This is a genomic window from Oligoflexia bacterium, assembly GCA_034439615.1.
In the GTDB taxonomy this organism is placed as follows: Bacteria; Bdellovibrionota; Bdellovibrionia; order JABDDW01; family JABDDW01; genus JAWXAT01.
Genome location: JAWXAT010000047.1, coordinates 39,642 through 62,748 on the forward strand (window position 1 = coordinate 39,642; position 23,107 = coordinate 62,748).

Sequence of the window (23,107 nt, forward strand, 5' to 3'; positions counted from 1 at the left end):
ATGCTATCGACGTCCTCTAACTTTTACAAGGACTTTTTTTGAGTAGTCGGCATCAATACGCGTTGCATTAATTTTATGCTGGTCTAAATACTGGACCACACGTCTTGCGCGATCGAGATGAAGGGGAAGATTTTCTTTACCAATATCAATCACGATTCCAGTTTTTGCGAGCGTGAGATGATACCCTTGTTCGTTATCATATTGCACTTCACTAACATCACTTAAACTCAGTAAACCCTCTGCTGGTAAGCTTTTTAAAATTTCAAGTGCCTTTGTTCTGAGCTCTTTATTAGAATGAAATCCGCTCTCAGAGAGAATTGGATATGCGCCCACACGAGATGCTTGAGCTTGATCAATTACATCACTATGACCGTCTAAAAAATAAAACTGCCCCTTTCCATTACCTAATACGGCTACAGGTTTGCGTTCAATAATATCAATAATAAGTGTTCCTAAAAGTTCACGACGCACCTCAACAGCTTCAACCCAAGGATCAGTTTTTAAACTTTGAGCTTCTTGACTAACGGGAATTTCCCAAAACGCATCGCCGATTTTTGATTTTAAAAGTCCACGAAGTCTTTGTGTGGTGGCACTTGATGCACCATTAATTTCAATTTTTTTAAGTTTTACGATGTTAGAATTCATGAGCCCTTGCCACAGCCCCGTACCAATCATTCCAATAAAAAATAAAACAAATAAATATCTCATGGATAATCAAGCGTTGCTTCTTCAACGAGCGTTTGAATTATTTCTTCAAAACTTAAACCAACTTGTGCTGCGGCTTTTGGAAACAGACTTGTCTCTGTACAACCCGGGAGAGTGTTTATCTCAAGTACAAAGGGGTTATTATTTTTATCAATACGAATATCTACACGCGCGTAGTGCCGACACCCCACCACCTTGAATGTCTCAAGCGAAATTTGTTCGCATTTTCTTTTAACCTCTTCACTCAAACGCGCTGGAATAATATATTCCGTCTGACCTGGAGTATATTTTCTTTTGTAATCATAGAAATCACTTTTTGGAACAATCTCAATAATAGGAAGTACTCGACCAAACCAAATAGGGACTGTCACTTCAGTACCCGCAATGTATTTTTCTACTAAAATATTTCGGTCACATTTTGCAGCACTCACGAGTGCATTATTAAAGGCATCCATTTTATAAACGATTGTGATACCAACGGTTGAACCTTCATTTGCCGGTTTCACAACTACAGGCGCATCAAACTTTAAAGCCTGATTACCATCGGCGATTTTACTAGCATGAAAAACTTGATACTCAGGTGTGGGAACACCCCAATGTGTGAGAATTTGTTTTGTGAATATTTTATTCATTGCTAATGCAGAAGCTAATACTCCGCTACCTGAATAAGGGATCTTCAGATATTCTAGAATTCCCTGAACAGTGCCATCTTCGCCATATTTTCCGTGTAAGGCCAAAAGTGCACAATCTATATTTTTGCTGGCCAAAACTTTGGGGAGATCAGCACCGGCATCTATAACTTCGTGGGGATAATTTAATTTTTGAAGTGCTTTAAGAAACGCGGCTCCGGTTTTGAGACTAACTTCACGTTCGCTTCCCATTCCACCTTGAATAAGTGCAACTTTTTTCACTGTGTTTTCTCCTGATGCTTATTTTAAAATATTATCACAGCAGTCTGTTGCACGCTGACTAAATTATGAGTTGAATAACTAGACGTTGGTCAGATCAAAAAAATCGTATCGATGTCATTTTGTGTTAATTCAAATTCAGTGATTTTGAGATCTTCACGCATATGTTGTTCATTGGTAGTACCAGTGATCGGTAAAATTCCAATTTGCTTACAAAACCTAAAAATTACTTGCTGAGGAGTAACATTTAATCTGGTAGCAATACTTTTAAGTGTCGAATGAGTAAGTACATGCATGTTTGCAGTCAAAAGTGAAAACCCCTGATATGTAATATTATTACTGAGGCAAAATTCTCTGACTCCTTGATCCCAACCCCGTTGGGCAAAACATCTATTTTGCACCATAGTCGGTTTTACTTTGGCATTTTTCATTAACACTTTAAGGTGTTGTATTCCGACATTGCTAACACCAATTATTTTTGCTTGGCCTGATTGATGCAAATCTTCAATTGCACGCCACACTTCAAAATCACTTTCAGTTAATCCATAACCAGAGCTAGGGCCATGTAAAAGAAATGAATCAATGTAATTTGTATGAAGATTTTTAAGTGAGCTTGCAAAAGATGATTTCACCTGATCAGTGAAACTATCCTCTGGATTATACGGAAGTCGATGATCTTGCCCATTTTGGTATGTAAATTTAGTTTGCAAAAATAATGACTCACGCTTAACACCAAGTTTGGACAATTCTAAAAGTGCATTCCCTAGGTAATCCTCTCTGTAATGTTTTTTTTGATTGGCAGTATCTATTGCAGTAAAACCAACATCTATAGCTTTTTTCACAAGCTCTGATGTCTTCTCTTCCTTCCAGGCGGTACCATAGATCATTATAGGTATTTGATGCATCCGTGGCTCCTTGCCGGTTTTCTCCTACTTATCACCCAACCAAACAACTTCAGTATGAAGCTTAATATTATATTTTTCTTTCACACTATTTATACATAGATTCATTAATGATTTAATATCTTCTGCTGTTGCGCCACCTTTATTTACAATAAAATTTGCATGCTTCATTGAAATTTGAGCCCCTCCGATTTCACGACCTTTAAGCCCCAAATCTTCTATGAGTTTACCTGAGTGCAAGGGCAATGGATTTCGAAACACAGAGCCACAGCTTGGATACTCTAAGGGCTGTTTTTGTAAACGTGTTTGGTTCAAAGTACGAACCACATTTAAAATATCTGGATTAGAAATATTTCTCCACGCAATCTTTACTCGTGTGATGATACCAGGTTGCCAACCCTGACAATGCCGGTAACCCCACTTCAGCTTTTTGGCATCTAGAATCTCTAATGTACCATTAGGTTTTAGAACCTCAATTGCTTCGGTGATTTCATGAAATTCACGAGGTGTCAGTTTTTCTCCAACCCCTGCGTTCATGACAACACCACCACCCACTTGCCCCGGTAAACCACCTAAAAAAGCTGCGGGATCTAATTTATATTTTAAAAATATTTTAAGTAATTCACTTTTTGCTGTGCCAGTGAGTGCCCAGAATTTTAATTTTTCTTTATCTTCAAGTATTTCAATCCCCGTTAATCGCGATAGTGAGATAACAACTCCACGTACTCCTTTATCGCTGATAAGTACGTTTGTCCCACCACCAAGAATAGTCAGGGGGGTTTTATTAAGCTGACAAATTTTTTGGGTATTAATGAGTTCGTCTATATTTTTGGGTTCACAAAAAAAATCAGCTTTTCCACCAACGAGCCAGCTACTGTGCGAGGCAAGATTTATATTTTTTTGAATTCCGGGGATAGATTCTAGGGTGCTCATTTAAGTATCAATTCAGAACTTAATTTATAAATATCACCAGCACCCAAAGTGACAAGCACATCACCTGATTTCAAAAGCTTTGAGAGCTCTTTTACAACATTTTGTTGTTCACCCCAATAAAAAATATTCTTTTGTTTCTTACTTAATTCTTGAGCTAAGCGCTGCGAACTAATTTCTGCAATCGCTGTTTCACCAGCCGCGTAAATATCAAGTAGACCAACGACGTCGGCTCCTTCAAAACATTCTAAAAATTGTTGCCAACAACTTTCAGTTCTTGAATAGCGATGAGGCTGAAATGCAACAACAAGCCTATGTTTTGAATAAGCACTTTTAAGTGCTTGAATTGTAGCTCGCACTTCGGTCGGGTGATGCCCGTAATCATCAATCACAATGGCGCCATTATATTCACCTTTATATTGCAGCCTACGATCAACGCCCTTGTATTGTGCGAGTCCGTTTGAAATTGTTTGAAAATCCAACTTTAACTCTAAACCAACTGCTATTCCCGCCAATGCATTTAGCACATTATGGGCACCGGGAACATGCAGTGTGATCGACCCAAGATTATTTCCGTTAAGATCTACTTCAAATGTTTGCGAAGTAGTTTGAACTTTCACAGAATGTGCTCTGAGTTTAGCTTCTTTTGAAAAACCGTAAGTCATCATTCTTTTATCAAAAGTGTGAGCAAGCTTAGCTACATATTCATCATCAACACATAAAATTGCCATACCGTAAAAAGGAACTTTGTGAGCAAACTCAGAAAAAGCCTTTTGAAGATTTTCAAAATTTTTATAGTGATCAAGATGATCATTATCGATATTGGTGATGACAGAGATTTCAGGTTGTAAACGCAAAAAACTTCCGTCACTTTCATCAGCTTCAGCCACTAGCCATTCACCTTTACCAAGTGCCGCTGTACTTTTAATAAGATCAAGCCTTCCACCAATCACGATGGTCGGATCAAGTTTTGCGGCCAAAAGCATCGCAGCAGTCATACTTGTCGTGGTTGTTTTTCCATGACTTCCACCAATGGCTATTCCACGTTTGAGACTCATAAGTTCTGCAAGCATTTCAGCTCGCTGAATGATTGGAATTTGTCTGCGTTTTGCCTCTTGAATTTCAGGATTTTGAGGTTTCACTGCTGAACTGTAAACGAGTACATCACATTGAGTTGGAACATGAGATGATTTATGCCCCTGATGGATCTCAACACCCATGGCTTTAAGTCTTTCAACTTGGGCATTTACAGATTGATCAGAGCCAGTGACATGACAACCCATATTGGCAAGGAGCTCGGCAATTCCACTCATCCCGATACCACCGATGCCGACGAAGTGAATTTTTGCCTCGATTAAATTCAAAACTCAAACTCCAGCGATTAAATAGTGGGCAATTTTCTCAGCACTTTGTGATTTAAAAAATTTAGAGATATTTTCTTCAGATTCGCGAAGTTTTTCAGGTTGATCCATAAACCCAGTCACTGTTTGTATGAACTTTTCTGGCGTGAATTCTTTTTGCAGTATCATTGTAGCAGCATTCTCTTTTACTAATGCTTCAGCATTACATTGCTGGTGATTATCGGCTGCATCTGGAAATGGAATAAGTACTGAAGCCTTTCGACATGCAGCGAGTTCTGCAAGTGTTGATGCCCCAGCACGACTTACTACAAGATCAGCCCACGCATAACGCTCAGGCATATCGTAAAGAAATTCAAAACATTGAACATTCTCTAGGCCCAGCTTTTGATACTCGACATCCATATCATGATAATCTCGGTTACCAATTTGATGAATAATTTCAACTTTATCTAACCAATCACCACCTCGCTTCACTGCATCGAGAACGATAGTGTTGATTCCCCGAGCCCCCTGACTCCCACCAAACACGAGAATACGAAACCGTCGATGTTCTTGACGGGCTTTAGGAAAAAGTCCGGTTCGAATAGGAATTCCGACTACATCGGCATTGCTAAATGTAGAGCGGGTCACTTCAAAATTTACAAATGCTTTTTCAACAAGTGATGCTAGCCAACGATTTGTAAGCCCTGGTTGTGCATTGGGTTCAAACAAAACGATACGTACACCTAACAACTTAGCAGCTAACATCACAGGCCCTGACGCGTAACCTCCGACACCTAAGACAATGCGAGGTTGAAATTGCATCAACAATCGTATGGATTGAATGATCGCCATCGGAAGTCTGATGAACGTCATAAGTTTTCTTCCAATGCCAACGTTGTTAAGTGCTCCGATATCGATGAAATGAAGTGGATAACCTTCTTTTGGAACAATTTTAATTTCAAGCCCGCCGCGTGTACCGATGAAAAATATTTGAAGCTTTGGATTAATTTTCTTTAATGCCTCAGCTACAGCAATAGCGGGGTAAATATGTCCGCCGGTTCCGCCCCCTGCGATGAATATACTTTGCCCAGCTTCGATCACGCGTTCTCCCGTAAAACATTTGCACTGTTATGTATGTTTATTAAAATTCCACAAGCTATACTCACAGCTATTAGACTACTGCCTCCGTAAGAAAGAAACGGCATTGTCAGACCTTTTGTTGGCAATAGTCCCATTGCAACACCTGCGTTAATGACTACTTGAAAACCAATCAGACAACTTAAGCCTATGGCTAAACACCTCCCAAAAGGCTCGCTGCAACGCACAGCAATTTGAACACCTCTTAATACTAACCACGCAAAGAGCAGTAAGACAAAGGCCAAACCAACAAAACCGGTTTCCTCGCCAAGGACTGAAAGAATAAAATCAGTATGCGCTTCAGGTAAAAAGAAAAGTTTAGCTTGGCCTTTTCCGAGGCCCGTCCCGAAAAGACCGCCCGCATGAAAACTTAAAAGTGATTGGATCACTTGAAATCCACTATTAGACGGGTCAGCCCATGGATTCAAAAATGCAAGTACACGCTGTCTTCTGTAACCAACTCGCATTACAAAAACATAAAAAAGTGGAATTGAAATTATCAGGGCTGAGAAAAGATATCGCCAAGGAAGCCCAAAACAAAAAAGCATTGATAAACCGATGAGAAAAAATATGACTGAAGAACCAAAATCGGGCTGCTTAAGTAAAAACGCTACAGGAAGCAAAACAGTGAGTGCGCCAATAAGCCAAATACGCGATCGATTAGTTTCATTTTTCTCATAATTCAAAAGATAAGCAAAAGTAACAGCTGACATTAGTTTTGCAATTTCACCAGGCTCTATGTGAAACCCAAATGGAAGATTGATCCATCGAGTAGCACCGCCCACACGATGACCCAACCCAGGAACAAAAACCGCAGCTAAAATTACGATCAAACCTGCGAAGAAAAACCAAAAGTATTTTTTAAAATATATATAAGGAAACCGACTCGTCACAGCTAACGCAACAAGTGCCAGGCAAACAAAGATCAGTTGTCGTTTGAAAAAGTGAAGTCCGTCGCCAAATTTCTCGGAGGCAAAAATAAAGCTAGCACTGTAAACCAATACCAGCCCAATTCCCATAAGAGCACACACGCACAGAAGAAGACTACGATCAAGCGCAGTCCCCGAAGGGATTGTATTAGAGCTTCTGGATAAGTTCCTTGTAGTAGTTGCCACGCTCCTCAAAATTCTCAAACATGTCGTAACTGGAGCAGCCGGGACTTAACAAGATCACATCACCGCTGCGTGACTTTTGATAAGCAAGTAAAACAGCTTCTTCAAAAGTTCCAATAATGAACGTCTCGCTGAAATCGCCAATGGTGCGGTTCAGTCTTTCTTTTGCCTCACCAACTAAGATGAGATTTTTTACTTTCTTCTGCACGGGTTCAACTAAGGGGGCAAAATCCACACCCTTATCTTTCCCACCTGCAATTAGGATAACAGGTTCGTCGAAAGCATCCAAGGCCCTCAAAACTGAATGTACGTTTGTAGCCTTAGAATCATTATAAAATTCAACGCCACCTTTGCGGCGCACAAATTCCAGGCGGTGTTCAAGCCCTGGGAATTCCTCAATAACTTTTTGAATCTGATCTGGTTTTGCACCATAAGGTCTAGCTGCAATCATTGAAGCCATGATGTTTTCAAGTGCATGTTTTCCGCGCATTTTAATCTTTGAGGTAGGGTAAATTTCTTGCTGTCCATTTACATAGAGTCTGATTTCTTTATTGCCGTAAACCGCGCCACCAATGCGTTTGATCTGATCTTCTAGACCAGCACGTTTGCTAAAATAATTTAGTTTTGCTCGCTGCACATTTTGATCGCGAGCGCATTCAACGACCAAAGGGTCATCTGCATTCATAACTGCATAACTTTCTGAGTTTGCATTTTTGAATATTTTTTTCTTCGCCGCGGTATAGTCATTCATTCCACGATATCGGTCTAGGTGATCTTCTGCCAAGTTTAACAAAACTGCGTGGTGGGGTTTAAAAGTATCTGCGGTTTCTAATTGAAAGCTTGATACCTCAACCACCAAGACTTTGGCCGTGGCCTTACTTGTGACATATTCAATAAGTGGTGTACCGAAGTTTCCACCAATCCAAGTTTCAACACCGGATTGTCTTAAAAATTCATATGTCAGTTTTGCTACGGTAGATTTTCCGTTTGTTCCAGTTATGGCGATAATAGGTTCTTTAATCAAACTTGCTGCTAATTCAAGTTCACCAGTGATGGGGATCCCTTTATCTTTTGCTGCTTGAAATGCTTTATTCGTAGGATTCACACCAGGGCTTAAGACAATTAGGTCTTGTGCAGTTGTTACTTTTTCAGAATGCCCACCAAGATCCCACTGTGGTTCAAACTCTTCTAACAAATCAGCGACACCGCCAAGTTGTTCACGGGTTTTCATATCACTTATTGTGATTATTGCTTTTTGCTCGTAGAAAAATTTTGCCAGCGCGATGCCGGTTTTGTGAGCCCCAACAATTAATACCTTCATACCCTTATACTTCGACATAAAACTACTACCTCAACTTCAATGTACTTAGTGCCAAAATTGCTAATAAAATACTGATAATCCAAAATCGAACAATTACTTTAGGCTCTGCCCATCCTTTAAGTTCAAAGTGATGATGAATCGGAGCCATCTTAAAGACTCGTTTTCCCGTCATCTTAAATGATGCTACTTGGATGATTACAGACATTGCTTCTATGACAAAAATTCCACCTAAAAGCACCATTAAAACTTCGTTCTTTGTTAAAACCGCAATGGTACCAAGAATTCCGCCTAAACTAAGAGAACCCACATCACCCATGAAAACTTGAGCCGGGTAAGTGTTATACCAAAGAAAGCCAAGACCAGCAGCAGCTACAGTGGCGCTAACAACTGCTAACTCCCCCGCTCCGCGCACAAATGGAATTTGTAGATATGTGGCAATTTTAAAATTTCCGCAAACATAAGCCAAAATGGCTAAAGTTACAGCATTGATCATGACTGGTCCGATGGCCAAGCCATCAAGGCCATCTGTTAAATTCACAGCATTGGCCGTACCGACAATCACGAGCATAGAAAATGGAATGTACCAAATTCCTAAATCAATTCCGCTTCCCTTAAAGAACGGAAAATCAAGAGTGGTACCCAGATCTGTAGAACGATAGATAATAACTGAAACAATTCCTGCTAATAAAAATTCTAAAAATAAACGTGTGCGACCTTTAAGGCCTTTTGTGTTTTTCTTACTGATCTTAAGATAATCGTCGTAATAACCAATGAGTCCAAAACCTGCACAGATAAAAAGTGCGGCCCAAACAAGAACACTTTGAACATCAGCCCATAAAAATGAAGGAATAAAAATACTGATTAAAATCAAGGCGCCACCCATGGTGGGAGTTCCCTTTTTTGACATATGGGATTGAGGACCATCGTCACGAATCACTTGCCCTAGTTGACGTGATTGAAGTCTACGAATAAATCGTGGACCCAAAAGCCAACAAAAAAGAAAGGCTGTGAGAAAAGCCATAAATGTTCTGAATGTCAGATATTTAAAGACGTTGAGAAAAGAAAATTGGTCGTGAAGTGAATACAAGAGATGATAGAGCATGGCCGTCCGCAGTTTAGGTTTTAATGTTTATCCAAAAAATTAATAGGCCGCCATGATTCTAAAACGCGTTCTAATTTCATGCCTCGCGAACCTTTAATTAACACTATGTCTCCTGTCTGTAGCACAGTGCCAAAAGAACGCGCAAGTTTTTCTTCATAAGACTTTGAAATAACTATGTTTTTACTAAATCCTTTAGCCCTTAAACCAAACTCCACATCATGGGCATGCTCGCCGATGAGTAAGATGCCTTCTGGCTGTACAGTTGCAAGGGCTTCACCAACTTCTTGATGCATTTTTTTTGATAAATCACCTAGCTCAAGCATGTCACCAAACACAATGTACTTACGCCCTCGTGCTGCAAGTTTTGAAAAATTATCAATCGCAGTCATGCAGCTATCAGGGTTGGCATTGTAGGCATCAAATAATACTTGGGCCCCATTCTCAAGATCAACTAATTGCCCACGTCCCCAACCGGATTTGCAAAGTGCTAAACCTTTCCAAATAAGTGGGGCTTCTACGCCACAGGCGAGTGCAACACAACTTGCGGCCATTGCATTTGCAATTTGTTGACGACCAAAACTTGGAATACGAGCCATACCAGGATCTTTTTGAATCACACCTTGAACTTCAATGAAATCAAGTGTGAGAAATTTTTCTTTAAATGAAACATCAACATCGCGGGCGTAACTTGAATATGAAAATACTTTACACCCCCCAGGGGCACGGGCACGCATCATGGCGGTGTATTGATTATCTAGATTGTAAATGCGCGTAGCTTTATCAGGAGCTGCTTCGTAGATCTCTTCTTTAGCTTGAGCGATTTTTTCAAGATTTCCGAAATGCTCGATATGGGCGCGTCCAACGTTTGTGACTAAAACAATATCAGGCTTTGAAAGCTTCACGAGTTCTGTGATTTCACCGGCGTGATTCATTCCCATTTCAACAACGGCAATTTTATGATGTGTTCGCAATTCTAAAAGTGTAAGTGGAACTCCAATATGGTTATTGAGATTTCCTTTAGTCGAGAGCACAGAAAATTTCTGACTCAAAATCGTATGACAAAATTCTTTTGTAGTTGTTTTTCCGTTGCTCCCGGTGAGTCCGACAAGTTTACCTTGCCACTGCGACCTATGCCAAAGGCCCATGCTTTGAAGTGCTTTGAGTGTATCTTCCACGCGAATTATTGTGACTTCACCACTAACTTTAGGAACAGGTTTATCAATGATGATTGCTGCAGCACCTTTTTGTACAGCGGCACCAGCGAATTCATGGGCATCGAAATTTTCGCCACGTAATGCAAAAAAAACTTTTCCTGTGAGATCAGCTCTTGTGTCTGTTCCAACGCCATCAAGAATGCGACTGCCGCGTTGCTGGAGATTTCCGCCCGTGCCTTTTAATAAATCATCGATTGTCCAAAGTGCCATTTTCACCCCTACCTTAAGTATTCCCTGGCTACTTGCACATCGTCAAACGGATGTTTCTTGGTTCCGATGATTTGATAATCTTCATGACCTTTGCCTGCGATCAGGACAACATCGCCAGGCTTTGCTTTGCGGATAGCGAGTTCAATTGCATGACGTCGGTCTGGCTCGACAATGACATTCTCACCCGTAACTAGACTTTGAGCTGAAGCACCACCCAAAATGTCTTCGATAATTTCATTAGCATCTTCTGTACGTGGGTTGTCACTTGTCACTACTACGAGATCTGAAAAACTCTGCGCCGCTTTCATCATCAGCGGTCTTTTTCCGCTATCACGATCTCCACCACATCCGAATAAAGTAATGATACGTGCATTTGGAGATTTTTCATCACGTAGGTTTTTTAAAAAACTTAAAACATTTTTTAATGCATCATCGGTGTGGGCGTAATCAACAAAAACATGAATACCTGATTTGGAAGCTACTTTTTCAAGTCGGCCCTTCACACCTTCAAGTTTACTGAGTGCTTCAGCAATAGTTTGAATTAAAACCCCTGCATGAAGCCCCACACCAATTGCTCCTAATGCATTTGAAATATTATGTCGCCCAATCATTTGAAGATGAATGTCAACGCTGCCATTTGGAGTTATCGCTTTAAAAATAGTCCCATCAAATGAAAGATTGATATTCTCAGCTTTGATATCACCCTTATCTAAACCGTATTTCCATGTGGGAACATCAGGCATCATGCTTTCCCAATGAGGATCATCAATATTGATGATGGCTCGTTTATTTTTCTTTTTTGATTTTTTCAATAACTCTTTAAACAGGCGAGCTTTTGCTTTGATGTAATCATTCATAGTTTTATGAAAATCTAAATGATCACGAGTTAAATTTGTAAAAACTGCGGTATCAAAGTGCACAGAATCAGCGCGCATCAATGAAAGTGCATGTGATGACACTTCTATACTCACAGCTTTTGCACCGGCTGTGATCCATTGAGCTAATAATTTTTGAAGCTCAAGGGCATCAGGTGTTGTGTGGCTTGAGGCCACTACTGATTTTCCTAAATGATTATTGATTGTGCCAATCACACCTGTGGGCATTTTATTTGCGATTAAAATAGCCTCGATCATATGGGTGATCGTCGTTTTACCATTGGTGCCTGTGACACCTGCTACAAAAAGATTTTCAGAAGGTTTGGCATAAAAATTTGCTGCAAGAACATCAACAGCACTGCGAGAATTATTAACTTTAATGACAGCACCAGCGAAGCGCACAGAAACTACGCGGTCATCTTCGACAACTACAGCTGAAGCTTTCTTTTCACAGGCTTCGCCAATAAAAAGATGCCCGTCAAACTGGTGACCTCTAACTGCTATGAAAAGATCACCGGGTTGAAAATGACGAGAATCGCTGCAAATTCCTTTGATCTCAACATCAACTGATCCCCGAAGGGAAATAACCGGTAGACCTTCGATTACATTGCGAAGAATCATGATTCTCTCATGATGTTCCAATTATTTTTTTGGTGCAAGACCCATGTTACTCAAAACAAAAGTCCATTTATCTGCGATCTCTTCAATTGTTTTAGAAAGTGGTTTACCCGCACCATGACCTGCTTTTGTTTGAATATGAATAAGCACTGGGTTTTTACCCTTTTGGGCATTTTGTAACGCAGCTACGAATTTAAAACTGTGCCCCGGTACTACCCGATCATCGTGATCACCGGTCATAACCATTGTTGCAGGATACTTTTCTCCTTTTTGAATATTATGGAGCGGAGAGTACTTAGATAAGAATTTAAAATGATCAGGGTTTGTGGCAACACCATATTCACCAGTCCAATATCTACCAGCTGTAAATTGTTGATAGCGATACATATCAAGAACACCAACTGCTGGAATAGCGACTTTAAATAAATCAGGCTCTTGAACCATAACAGCACCAACTAAAAGCCCACCATTAGAACCACCACCTATGGCTAAGCGTTCACTTGATGTATATTTATTATCGATAAGCCAATGTGCCGCTGCAATGAAGTCATCAAAAACATTTTGCTTTTTCTCTAGCATTCCTTGTGCGTGCCACGACTCACCGTACTCACCGCCACCGCGAAGATTGGGCATTGCATAAACTCCGCCCTTTTCAAGCCAGGCAAAAACACTGGCGCTAAAGCTCGATGTCAGTGAAATATTAAACCCACCATATCCATAGAGATAAGTTGGATTCGTACCGTCAAGAACAAGATCTTTTTTATGAACGACAAACATAGGAACCTGAGTTCCGTCTTTACTCTTATAAAAAATCTGTTTTGTTTCATAGTTTGAAAAATCTGCAGGAATATTTGGCTTAAAATAAACCTCACTTTTATTTGTAAGCATATCGTAACGATATATTACAGCTGGGGAAGTGAAACTCGTGAAGGTGTAAAATGTTTTTGTATCTTCGTCTTCGCCGTTAAATCCACTGACAGTTCCCAAACCTGGTAATTCGATATTGCGAATGAATTTACCCTCGAGATCATAAACGCGCACAACTGATTGTGAATCTTTTAGATAAGTAATAACAAATTGATTATTGAGAATAGAAATATCTTCAATGACTTCGCCATAACCTGGTTCAGGAATTATATCTTTCCACTTTGAAGGGTCAGTGTCGTTTATCTCTGTAGAAATAATTTTACCCTTTGACGCATCTTTAGTTGTAGAAACCCAGATGCGTGTGCCGTCGACCTTTAGAACATGATAAGCGGCATCAAAAGCATTAAAGAGTGGTTTAAATGGCGCGTTTGCACCGGCCCTAAGATCTTTCGCGTGTATAGTATTTTTTTTGTCAGTCGTTTTGCTACCTGATACAAAAAGATAATTACCCGATTTTATTTCCCATGCTCCAAAGCCCCAGTTTTTGTCTGTGAGATCTTCGTAAACAACCTTATCTGAACTCTCAGGCGTCCCTAAAATATGAAAAAACACTTTACTCGAAAACAAGACACCAGATTTTGTTTTTTCAGTAAAGCGAGAATAATAAAAGCCTCGATCGTCAGCACTCCAGCTAAGACTTGAAAACTTGATATCTTTAATCTGATCAGGTAGTTCAACTCCCGTTTCAATATCACGCACTCCCCAATTGACATAATCAGAGCCTGCAGTTGAAAGAGCATAAGCGAGGAGCTTTCCATTTCGGCTTAATGAGGTACCAGATAAAGCAACGGTTCCATCTTTTGCGTAGGCATTTGGATCAAGAAGTACTTGTGGTTCATCGCCAAGATTTTTCATTGTGTAAAGGACACTCTGATTAGCCAATGCTTTATGTTTATAAATAAAATATCGATCCCCTCTTTTAGAAGGGGCGGATTGTGAATCATAATTAAAAAGCTCAGTGAGACGTTCTTTAAACTCTTTATGAATTGGGCGATTGGCTAAATATTTCTGAGTGAATTCATTTTCTTTTCGGATCCATTTACGCACGGGTGTTGATCGATAATCACCTTCTAGCCAACGATAAGGATCTAAAACTTTATTGCCATGAAAATTGTCAGTTACAGCCGTACGTTTTGCATAAGGTAGGAGTGCGCCTAAAAATTTCTTACAAACTGTAGGAAGGTTTTTTGCTGCTTGAGATTGATTTGGTGAAAAGGACAAAATTAGAACTAAAACAATCAAACTGTGAAGTCGTTGCATTTTAAAATCCTCAATAAAAGCATTTAATTGATGCGGCGAGTATAAACACCTTGACCCCAATTATCAATTGAAGTAATTACAATACGGTACTTAAAGTTTTCTGATTCATTAGTGGGGGTGGTGATGCAACAACTCAAAATTCTATTAAGCCTACTGGTCTTATTAATACACTCATTAGCAGGAGCAAATCCGTACCCCTACCAAGACGAAGTAACAAAAGATCCTGAGTGGCTTAAAAATTGGCAGCCTCATCAAATTTTTGAAAAACAAATTCTTCACTCGCGATTAAATGTTGGTCAAGAAGTCATGCGCATTCAAGTTGATTGGTCTCAAACCGGTGAAGTCTATGCGTTAAACTCAGTCACCAAAGAACTTTCTGGAACTCCAGGTCTTAAAAAAACAACATCTCGCCGTGATGCTTTAGGCAGCTACATCGGTATAATTCGTAATAGTCAAACAGGTGAAGCACTGGGTTACTCGTCAGTGGGCACAGGTCAAGAATATAGAAAATTAGTCAGAGCCATGACCTTTAGATTTCCCATGCCTCAAAGCAAAGTGATCTTTCAATTAATGGCCGAAGATCCACAATCGGGTATTATGAAATTAGTACTTGAAAAAACCGTTGAGCTTCCACTTATTCAAACCATTGTTTCAATACCTGTAGAGACTAGAATTCTCAGTTCAGCAGTAAATCAAAATGAAAAATTGATTTTTGCAATTTATGCTGATGGATATTTAGCAAATCGTAAAAATGTTTTTTGGCTTCAAGCTCAAAAAACTGTTGATGCATTAAAGCGCACAAACTTTCCGGGCATTGAGCATTTTGAATTTGTAGGAGTTTTTGCTCCTTCAAATCAAGCATTAGGGTCAGCTACTGATTTTGGATTACCTGTAAAAACAAGAGATTCATTTTTAGGACTCTACTACCCCTACTGGAATAAATTCGGAAGGTGGTATCATATTGTTTACCCTACAAATGAAAAGAAGTTTCGCGATGCTTTAGGGCAAGTACCTCATGATTACGCGCTAGCACTTTTAGACAATTCAGAATACTGGGGTATCGGAAACTACAAAGCATTCACCGCTATTCCCGCAGGTAACACTCAATACTTTGCATATCTACTCACTCACGAATTAGGGCATTTTTTCGGCCTCAATGAAGAGTACGATGGCGGGGGCGCCACAGAATTAGAATTTGCTACTGGCATTGATGAACCTTGGTCACAAAATATTACTTTTTTAAAAGATCCTAAAAATCTTAAATGGAAACAATTCGTAAAACCACAAACTCCCATACCTACACCACTCACCCACTGGAGTATGACAACAAGACCGCTAGGAGCTTACGTTGGTGGTTACGCAGATTCCCTTGGGAACTCTCATATTCCTGGCATGGATTGCGCCATGTCTAAAATTTCTGATTTTTGCCCCGTCTGTAAACACGCCATCGTTGAACGCGTGAAATTTGATTTAGGTCACTAAAACTGGACCAGTAATTATTACCAGCTGAGATAAAGTATGTCAGAGCCAAAATCATGGAGGGCTGCTGATGAATTACTTTATTTCAGTTTTAGTCGCATGCGTGTTTTTACTATTTCCGACGCTCACAAAAGCTATCGTCTATGTAGACACCATCAAGGGAATCGCCAGTGACTTTGATAAAAAGAAAACCAAACACAAAATAATTAAAAAAAGCATTCTAGATGGCACTTGGGATTCTTCTGAACTGGATTTTCCAATTAATCTTGAAAATAAAAGCACTCAAGGTTTTGAAGCCGCCATTGTCGATAAACGCTATGTGCGTGTTTCATCAAAAACTTTTCTTTTACTGCCCAAACTTTTGCAAACAAAAATTGTGAGAAATTTATCTTCTTGGGATGACAATCTCACAGCCTATAAAGTCATGGTGAAAACCAAAAATAATGATCTTCAAAATATGGAGGTTATTAAAAGATTACGCATAAATCTGAACTCACTTCCTGAAAATGTGGGAGCAGAAAAACTTCTTTCTGAATATGCAAGACGCTGGGCTTACAATGTCTCTGATTCTGATGGGCCCAATTGCCTTCACACATCTTTAGCTGCAATTTTCTCACGCTGGACAGAACCCATGTACTTAGATCAGCCTGATTTTCTTTTTTACCGTAACGGTGTGTTTAAAGTTATTCCCGAGCCCACACAATGGGGCGATATGATCTACTTTGATCTGGGTCGAGACTATCACGCTTTTAATTTTTTGGGCCTTGATCTCAAAGATCCGTCAAAGAAAATTGTTTTTAGCAAAAATGGCTACGAACGAGGGCATTTTTTGTTTATGGATCTTGAAGACGTAAAAGCTCTTTACGCACCTATTGCAAAGATCACTTATCACCGAGCAAAAGGGACTCCCCCTCCGCCCACTAACGATGAAGGTGATTTTGGCCCACGTAAACTTGAGAAATCGTTTATCAGTCTAGAAAGCTTTCCTGTGATTAAAGCGGGGCTACGCACAAAACCTGCGCGAAGTTTTGCACCTATAGAATTTTAAAAAGCCTGGCTCATTGGTTATCAGATTGCATTTATAAAATTATGAAAAACTAGCATCCCTTAATGGAGAACCTATGCGTTTTAAAAGCATACTGGTGATCATTTTATTGACACTTGCTTTACCATTTCAGGCCTCAGCCGGGCTGGGTGAAATTTGTAATAGTTTGTTTCAAACTATTATTGGCCGCGTACCTTCCCTTGAGAAAATCCAACTCACACAAGTAATGCGTGATGAATTAACTCATGCGTACCAAGTTTTATTAAAGGCACAAACTAAACCTACATCTAAATCTGAAACCTCACATTTAGATATACCAAGCACAATACAATTAAATGAAACACAATATAATATACTAGGCTATCTCGGGTATGGCGGCGAGGGTGAGGTTTTTTTAGTTGAATCAGGTGGGATTAAATATTCAATCAAAGTATTTCACGAGAAATCTCTTTTAACTGGAAGTATAAAAGATCATAAAAAAATAAAAAGAAACGGGTTTAATAGCGTAGAACCCCTAGAAATAGATACGAAAAGAAATTCGGTTTTATTTCGGTATGTAGAAGGTCCAGATTTACACTTGATCTTTAAAAATTACGGCGTCATTTTTAATTTGCGTCAGGAACTAAAAATTTCTGAAACTACACGAAGCTACATTAAGCAACACTTTGATGTTTTAAAAGTACTTTATGATTCAAAAAGTGGGCTCCTATTATTCACGCAGAATGTAATTTTTGATCTTAACAGCGACTAATTTGTCATTATTGATCCTCAATAAAAAAGCCCGCTATATGCGGGCTTTAAATTATGTTTTCAACAACAAAATTTTATTAAGGCTGGCATTGTCTAAATGCCAAGTGATAAACGAGTGCTGCTTGCACGTCTTGTGAATCAACACTTGAGTAAGCTTGTCGACCTGAATAACTAGCTACTCGAATGCTGGAGTTTGTACGCAAGATGACGTCATCACCACAACCTGACCATACCACTGAAGATGCAATAAGATCATTACGGATCAAATAGTTTGCTTCAGACGGGCCACGAAATGTTCTTCTAAAACTTGGTCCACGACTTCCAGCAAAGAAATATTCAACGTTAAATTCAGCACTGGAGTTAGTGGGAAGATAATTATATCCACGATAATCTACAGCAAATACCGACACACTATAGCCATTTGGTACTCGTACAGGAATAGCTACGTTACAACTTTTTCGTTCAAAAGTTCTACCGGTTGTGCCGCCAGCCTCAGAAACATATTGATCAAAAATAATCGAGAGACTACGAGCGTCCTCGCTTAATACGGCTGCAGCTGTTCCAGCTGGGCATCCGGTGCCGCCGTAAGCTGGTTCACCCAGTGAGATATCTTGAGCAACAACTGGTGTGCTCAAAAAAACTAATGTTAAAAAACTTAAAATATTTTTCATTTTCAGACCCCTTGTTAAAAATTGTTTTTAGACTTGCTACTTTATTCATAGCTATTTTCATGCCTGAGTTCTTTTGCGTAAAATTTCGAATACGCCCCCGCACTAGAGTCAGTGCGTCTCATATGGGGGGCGATATGACACAGTGATGCGCTAATGAAATTGTATGGCCCATAACAGCGAACTGAAATCAGGAACTGATTTTGCACAATGCTTTATTGGCTTTATAAGTTTTGAAGAATTATGACACACGAAATTGGAGAGTGATTATGAAAATAATTAGCATTGTTTTGGGATTATTTTTTGCAAGTGTTAGTTTCTCATATGCTTATGGGGATTTTAATTCAAATGGATGTCCTCCAGGCACATACAGTGTGGTTTTGAGCCCAGATCAACAAGTCTTAAGTGTTTTATTTGACAGCTTCAATGTTGAGGCCGGCGGCAATACAGGAAGACTACAAGACACTAAAACATGTCGATTACAAATTCCAATAAATGTTCCTGCGGGTCATCGCATCGGTGTTTATAAAGTAGATTATCGAGGTTATGTAAATATCCCTCACAAAGGACGCAGTCATTTGATGGTAGATTATATTTTCGCAAATCAAAAATCTCCTACTTTTCACAAGCAGATGATGGGAGCTCGTAACCAAGAATACATACTCACAGATACAATCGGCGCAGGTCACATGAAATGGACAGCCTGTGGAATGCCAACCATCATTGATTTAAAGGCGACACTTTCATTAGCCCTTAATGGCGAAGCTGCACAATCAATGATTACGTTTGATTCACTCGACGGACAACCCAAAGGTGGAATCACTTACCATTTACAATTAAAACGATGCAGTAATTAATTTTTATTTTGATTGTTTGAACTGAAACTTAATTTGTTGATAGCGCTCCCAGGATACTCCTGGCTCGGGAAACTGGGATTGCACAACACCTGTTCCTAAAAACAAAACTTCAGGCTCGCGTTTTGATGGGTTTAATTGCGCAGTTTTTATACGTTCACTACGCTTTTCTAAATACTGAGAAACTTCTCTCACTGTTAGACCCGTGAAATCAGGAATCACTTCATCTTCTGTGGCATTAAGTGGTTGTCCGATTGACCACTGTGCTTTTACAGGCATTCTGGCCATTTTATTATTCTCAGCGATCATCCCATCAACTTTTGTAACGGCTGCATTTACACTCACGGGTTTTGTCACAGAATTCTCATTAACCACGATTGGCATGTATCCTTTTTTATGAAGTGCGTATGAAGCAATGCGATTAAAGATTGGAGCCACGACTTGTGCTCCGTAAAATTGGTGCTGAGGATTATCAACCATAATATAGATTGTGAATTGTGGATTATTAGCCGGAACAAAACCTGCAAAACTTGAGATATATGATTTTGCTAAATACCCACGACCATTTGGATTCACTTTTTGAGCGGTTCCGGTTTTACCGGCGACAGGATAACCATCTACTCGGGCTAACATCCCGGTACCACCCCGTTCAGTTACACCCGTGAGCATCATGGCAAGTGTTGAAGCTTCTTTTGTTGTTAAAACTTCGCGCACGATTTCTGTTTTACGCTGTTCAACAACATTGTTCTCACTATCAATAACTCTTTTCACTAAATAGGGTCGCAAAAGTTTTCCACCGTTTGCGATAGCTGAATAAGCATTAGCCATTTGCAAAGCAGAAACACCAATGCCATGACCAAAAGAAATATTTGTGAGCAAATGATCACTCCACGTACCTTGCTCGGCCATGCCTGAGGCTTCACCACTAAAATCAATTCCTGATTTAGTTAAAAAGCCAAAACTATGAAGAGTATTTTTAAGCGCAGCTTGCCCGATATCTAACGCAACTTTAGCTGTACCAATGTTTGATGACACTTCTAAAATTTCAGCTAATGAGAGCCACTCATATTTATGATCTGTTTCAGACTCATGTATGGTGCGTTTGCCAATTTTAAATTTTCCATTTTCACAAAAATATTTTGTATTTGGTTGAATTTTACCTGTTTTTAATGCGGCAGCAATAGTTACGATTTTAAAAGTTGATCCTGGCTCAAAAATATCAGTGACAGCGTTATTGCGACGAGTTTCAGGGTATGTTCCCATGGCCAATACTTCACCAGTAGCAGGGTCCATAATAATTCCAGTAGCCTTGATTGCCTCTTGCTTACGAACTACCTCTTCAAGCTCACGCTCAAGTGTATACTGAAGTTCTAAATCGATTGTTGTCTCAATAGTTGCGCCGTCACCACTTAATTCAAAGAGTTGTCCATCAACAACTAATGGTCGTCCACGTGCATCTCGACGTGAACGCACTGATCTTTTTTCACCTTTAAGTTCTAGGTCATATTTTTTCTCTAAACCCTCTAACCCATCACCATCAGAACCAACAATACCCAAAACCGGAGCTAAAAGATTTTGATTCGGATAAGCACGTTTACCTTCTTCTACAAAACGAAGACCTGGCTCATTTAATTGTTTCACAATGAGTGCTGTATCGGGGGTGAGCTGACGCTTTAGCCAAATAAATCTTTTAGGGGCAATGAGTTTTTCATAAACCTCGCGAACAGACATTCCAATAAGTGGCGCTAATTTTTTAGCCAATCTCTTGGGTTTTTCAATAAGCGTTGGGTCAGCATAAAGTGATTGTGATGTTATTGATGTCGCTAGGTCAACACCATTACGATCTAAAATTTTTCCTCGTTGAGGCGGAAGCGTAACAACAGTGGTGTATTGATTTTTTCTTAAACGTTCGAGATTTTCTTGAGGCAATAGCTGAAGATAAAATGCTCGGGCTACGAGCAATGAAAAAAGGCCTAAAAACGCAATTACCAAGAGAACTATTCTAGATTTCATCTTCTGATAGCAAAACTTCCAGTAGCAGCCATGAGGATCACTTGATTTTTTTGAGCACGCATCAACGCAAGTCTTTGAGTTCCTATTTGATCAAGCCTCTCAGGTCTAATGAGTTTTGTATAAGCAAGTTCCATGGTGACTTTTTCGTCATTGACTAACTTTTGAATTCGACCCAATCTTAATACTTCATAACCTTCTCTTACGGCTTCCATTTTCACAAAAACATACATAAGGCCAATCACCACCAAAAAAACAATTGATATAAAAGGGGCGATACTATTTTTTTGTTGATTACTCATTCGTGGCCTCCCATTTCAAAAATGCGCATCTTAGCACTGCGTGATCGTGGATTTCTTTCAATCTCTTCATCACTTGCTATGATCACTTTTTTATTTATGATTTTTCCAAATTTATAATTCATTTTTTTAAAAGTTTGCTTGATGATGCGGTCTTCTAAACTGTGAAAACTTATCACCACAAAACGACTTCCTGGCTCCATGTGAAGATGCATTTCTTCACAAAACTCAACAAGCCCTTCTAATTCACTATTCACAGCAATTCTTAAACCCATAAAATAATTTGTCGCAGGATGTGCTCCACGACGTTTAGGTTTATAGCGACTATCAACACGCTCAATGAGTGAGGCCAACTGGCGCGTTGATGTAAAAGGCACTTCTTTACGATCATGAACAACGGCTCTCACAACCCGATTTGGTTTCCGCACTTCACCCAAGTGATAAAAAAGATCAGAGAGTTCTTTTTCTGAATATTCATTAATTATTTTTGCTGCTGTAAGTTCTTGAGTTTGATCCATGCGCATATCTAGCGGGCCATCATTCATAAAACTAAAACCGCGCTCTGCTTGATCAAATTGAGGAGATGAAACACCTAAATCTAAAAGTGCGCCATCAAAGAGACCTAGTTTATGTTTGTTCAAGTTTTTAAAATCATCTTGAACCAGCGTGAGTTTTCCTTTTGTAATCTCAGAAGCAAATGTTTCTTTGCCATGGGCAATTGCTTGAGCATCTTTATCAAAGCTTGTCACCGAGGCTCGTACAAATTTATTAAGTAAACTTTTGGTGTGGCCACCACGGCCAAAGGTTCCTTCAAACAAATGTTTAGGAATACGCGTTTGCTCGATGAATGCATTGAGTACTTCTTTTTCTAACACGGGAACATGTTCATTCGTCATGAGTATCAATCTCCGATACGGCAGCAAGTGTCTGACTAAAGTCTTGGGCTAGATTATCAAAAAGTCCTGACCAAGTCTCTTGTGACCATATCTCAAATTTATTAGCAAATCCCACGAGCACTACTTCACTTTGAATTCCAGCATAACTTCGAAGCGTTGGCGGAATTAAAAGCCGAGATTGAGCATCAATATCAACCGGATGCCCACCTGAAAGATAAAATCTTTGGAAATTTTGAACTTCCACTTTGAGCTGTGGAAGCTTTGAAATTTTCTTTTCTAATTTGGTCCATTCAGAAAATGGATACGCATCTAGACAGCGCTTACCTTGATATTGGCTATTGGTAATTATCATGCGAGAATCAGTAATAGTGCGTAGTACTTCACGAAAAGATGCTGGAAGTATGAGTCTGAATTTTGGATCAACTTTAACTTCAAAGCGTCCACGAAATTGGGGGGGAACAACACTGCCGATCATCCATGACCTCAAAATTGGGGAAAGCCCATCCTTGGGCTCCGATAGAGGCTTGATGGTCATAGTTCAC

The 23,107-nt window shown here is 39.6% G+C and carries 21 protein-coding genes; 4 read left to right on the forward strand and 17 right to left on the reverse strand.

The genetic code is table 11. The annotated features are described in order from the left end of the window. Positions 1 to 3 precede the first annotated feature (3 nt). The 12 genes from SGI74_10985 to SGI74_11040 form a co-directional block, all read right to left on the reverse strand. Positions 4 to 708 carry an FtsQ-type POTRA domain-containing protein gene (locus tag SGI74_10985; protein ID MDZ4678016.1) on the reverse strand — a complete coding sequence of 235 codons (705 nt, stop codon included), beginning with the start codon at positions 706 to 708 and terminating at the stop codon, positions 4 to 6. Beyond that, positions 705 to 1,616, reverse strand: coding sequence for a D-alanine--D-alanine ligase (locus SGI74_10990; protein ID MDZ4678017.1), 912 nt, complete (start codon positions 1,614 to 1,616; stop codon positions 705 to 707). Before SGI74_10990 ends, SGI74_10985 begins: the two co-directional genes overlap by 4 nt. 89 nt (positions 1,617 to 1,705) lie before the next feature. Next, positions 1,706 to 2,518 carry an aldo/keto reductase gene (locus tag SGI74_10995; protein MDZ4678018.1) on the reverse strand — a complete coding sequence of 271 codons (813 nt, stop codon included), beginning with the start codon at positions 2,516 to 2,518 and terminating at the stop codon, positions 1,706 to 1,708. Between the two features lie 24 nt (positions 2,519 to 2,542). After that, positions 2,543 to 3,448 carry a UDP-N-acetylmuramate dehydrogenase gene (murB, locus tag SGI74_11000; GenBank protein MDZ4678019.1) on the reverse strand — a complete coding sequence of 302 codons (906 nt, stop codon included), beginning with the start codon at positions 3,446 to 3,448 and terminating at the stop codon, positions 2,543 to 2,545. Then, entirely contained in the window at positions 3,445 to 4,809 is a 1,365-nt protein-coding gene (gene murC, locus SGI74_11005) for a UDP-N-acetylmuramate--L-alanine ligase (GenBank protein MDZ4678020.1), read from the reverse strand. Before murC ends, murB begins: the two co-directional genes overlap by 4 nt. A 3-nt stretch (positions 4,810 to 4,812) precedes the next feature. Then, positions 4,813 to 5,889 (reverse strand): undecaprenyldiphospho-muramoylpentapeptide beta-N-acetylglucosaminyltransferase, encoded by a 1,077-nt coding sequence (gene murG / locus SGI74_11010; GenBank protein ID MDZ4678021.1) that lies wholly within the window; start codon positions 5,887 to 5,889, stop codon positions 4,813 to 4,815. Beyond that, entirely contained in the window at positions 5,886 to 6,998 is a 1,113-nt protein-coding gene (gene ftsW / locus SGI74_11015; GenBank protein ID MDZ4678022.1) for a putative lipid II flippase FtsW, read from the reverse strand. The genes murG and ftsW overlap by 4 nt, the downstream gene beginning before the upstream one ends. A 4-nt stretch (positions 6,999 to 7,002) precedes the next feature. Continuing rightward, complete coding sequence (murD, locus tag SGI74_11020) at positions 7,003 to 8,376, reverse strand: UDP-N-acetylmuramoyl-L-alanine--D-glutamate ligase (GenBank protein MDZ4678023.1); 1,374 nt, start codon at positions 8,374 to 8,376, stop codon at positions 7,003 to 7,005. Positions 8,377 to 8,383: 7 nt separating this feature from the next. Continuing rightward, positions 8,384 to 9,460, reverse strand: a complete 1,077-nt coding sequence (gene mraY / locus SGI74_11025) for a phospho-N-acetylmuramoyl-pentapeptide-transferase (GenBank protein ID MDZ4678024.1) — start codon at positions 9,458 to 9,460, stop codon at positions 8,384 to 8,386. A 20-nt stretch (positions 9,461 to 9,480) separates the two neighbouring features. Next, positions 9,481 to 10,884 carry a UDP-N-acetylmuramoyl-tripeptide--D-alanyl-D-alanine ligase gene (murF, locus tag SGI74_11030; protein MDZ4678025.1) on the reverse strand — a complete coding sequence of 468 codons (1,404 nt, stop codon included), beginning with the start codon at positions 10,882 to 10,884 and terminating at the stop codon, positions 9,481 to 9,483. Positions 10,885 to 10,892: 8 nt separating this feature from the next. Then, positions 10,893 to 12,380 carry a UDP-N-acetylmuramoyl-L-alanyl-D-glutamate--2,6-diaminopimelate ligase gene (locus SGI74_11035; protein ID MDZ4678026.1) on the reverse strand — a complete coding sequence of 496 codons (1,488 nt, stop codon included), beginning with the start codon at positions 12,378 to 12,380 and terminating at the stop codon, positions 10,893 to 10,895. Positions 12,381 to 12,401: 21 nt separating this feature from the next. Further along, positions 12,402 to 14,564, reverse strand: coding sequence for a prolyl oligopeptidase family serine peptidase (locus SGI74_11040; protein MDZ4678027.1), 2,163 nt, complete (start codon positions 14,562 to 14,564; stop codon positions 12,402 to 12,404). A gap of 123 nt (positions 14,565 to 14,687) precedes the next feature. Between SGI74_11040 and SGI74_11045 the strand changes: the two genes are divergently transcribed. From SGI74_11045 to SGI74_11055, 3 genes are all read left to right on the forward strand, one after another. Continuing rightward, positions 14,688 to 16,046, forward strand: a complete 1,359-nt coding sequence (locus SGI74_11045; GenBank protein ID MDZ4678028.1) for a M64 family metallopeptidase — start codon at positions 14,688 to 14,690, stop codon at positions 16,044 to 16,046. A gap of 67 nt (positions 16,047 to 16,113) precedes the next feature. After that, positions 16,114 to 17,091 (forward strand): hypothetical protein, encoded by a 978-nt coding sequence (locus tag SGI74_11050; protein MDZ4678029.1) that lies wholly within the window; start codon positions 16,114 to 16,116, stop codon positions 17,089 to 17,091. 73 nt (positions 17,092 to 17,164) lie between these two features. Further along, positions 17,165 to 17,839, forward strand: a complete 675-nt coding sequence (locus tag SGI74_11055; GenBank protein ID MDZ4678030.1) for a hypothetical protein — start codon at positions 17,165 to 17,167, stop codon at positions 17,837 to 17,839. 76 nt (positions 17,840 to 17,915) lie between these two features. Here SGI74_11055 and SGI74_11060 read toward each other — a convergent pair whose 3' ends face one another. Beyond that, the gene (locus SGI74_11060) at positions 17,916 to 18,509 is read right to left on the reverse strand and encodes a DUF4360 domain-containing protein (protein MDZ4678031.1); all 594 of its coding nucleotides are present in this window, start codon (positions 18,507 to 18,509) and stop codon (positions 17,916 to 17,918) included. 266 nt (positions 18,510 to 18,775) lie between these two features. On the opposite strand from SGI74_11060, the gene SGI74_11065 reads away from it, so the two are divergent. Next, the gene (locus tag SGI74_11065) at positions 18,776 to 19,363 is read left to right on the forward strand and encodes a DUF4360 domain-containing protein (GenBank protein MDZ4678032.1); all 588 of its coding nucleotides are present in this window, start codon (positions 18,776 to 18,778) and stop codon (positions 19,361 to 19,363) included. A 3-nt stretch (positions 19,364 to 19,366) separates the two neighbouring features. Here SGI74_11065 and SGI74_11070 read toward each other — a convergent pair whose 3' ends face one another. Genes SGI74_11070 through mraZ form a run of 4 tightly spaced genes read right to left on the reverse strand, consistent with a single transcriptional unit; the run spans position 19,367 to position 23,040 of the window. Beyond that, a complete protein-coding gene (locus SGI74_11070) occupies positions 19,367 to 21,373 on the reverse strand; it encodes a penicillin-binding transpeptidase domain-containing protein (protein MDZ4678033.1) in 2,007 nt (668 codons plus the stop codon). Next, positions 21,370 to 21,672: a hypothetical protein gene (locus tag SGI74_11075; protein ID MDZ4678034.1), complete on the reverse strand. Its 303-nt coding sequence runs from the start codon at positions 21,670 to 21,672 to the stop codon at positions 21,370 to 21,372. Before SGI74_11075 ends, SGI74_11070 begins: the two co-directional genes overlap by 4 nt. Continuing rightward, entirely contained in the window at positions 21,669 to 22,565 is an 897-nt protein-coding gene (rsmH, locus tag SGI74_11080; GenBank protein MDZ4678035.1) for a 16S rRNA (cytosine(1402)-N(4))-methyltransferase RsmH, read from the reverse strand. Before rsmH ends, SGI74_11075 begins: the two co-directional genes overlap by 4 nt. Further along, on the reverse strand, positions 22,555 to 23,040 hold the full coding sequence (gene mraZ / locus SGI74_11085) for a division/cell wall cluster transcriptional repressor MraZ (protein ID MDZ4678036.1): 486 nt from the start codon (positions 23,038 to 23,040) through the stop codon (positions 22,555 to 22,557). Before mraZ ends, rsmH begins: the two co-directional genes overlap by 11 nt. Positions 23,041 to 23,107 lie beyond the last annotated feature (67 nt).